The organism is Bremerella sp. JC817 (assembly GCF_040718835.1).
In the GTDB taxonomy this organism is placed as follows: Bacteria; Planctomycetota; Planctomycetia; order Pirellulales; family Pirellulaceae; genus Bremerella.
This window is the reverse complement of record NZ_JBFEFG010000053.1, coordinates 1-427: the sequence shown is the minus strand read 5'-3', so window position 1 is coordinate 427 and position 427 is coordinate 1. Positions and strand designations below refer to the sequence as shown.

At 62.3% G+C, this 427-nt stretch carries 1 protein-coding gene; it reads left to right on the top strand.

What is annotated here, in order from left to right; translation table 11 throughout:
• On the top strand, positions 1-427 hold a 427-nt coding region (locus tag AB1L30_RS00260; protein WP_367011357.1), incomplete at both ends, for a hypothetical protein.

The following is a 427-nucleotide window of genomic DNA, read 5'->3' as shown; positions in this document are numbered from 1 at the left end:
ATCCGACCTTCTTCACCATCACCATGGGTCCGTTGATCATTGTGGCGACGATCATCATCCCGTCGCTGATCGCCGGCTGGCTCGCCGGGCAGAAGAAGGCGGGCAGGAATGTCCTGACGCAGGATGCGGCGCCTGCCGCGAACAGGGGCGGCTTCGCGATGGATCACCTCTACCGCGCGCTGCTGCTGCCGCTGGTCGAATTCGTCGGACGCATGGGCTGGTCGCTGGTGCTGATCATCTCGCTGGTCCTCACCTACCGCATCTGCGACGCGATCTGGGGGACGTTTGCCTACCCGTTCTATCTCGGCGAACTGCAATACACGAACGACGACGTGGCCTTTGCTTCCAAGTTTTTCGGTGTGGGTGCCATCGTGCTGGGGCACCCGCGCGGCCGACGTAAACGGAAAATACCCCCAACCGAAGAGCG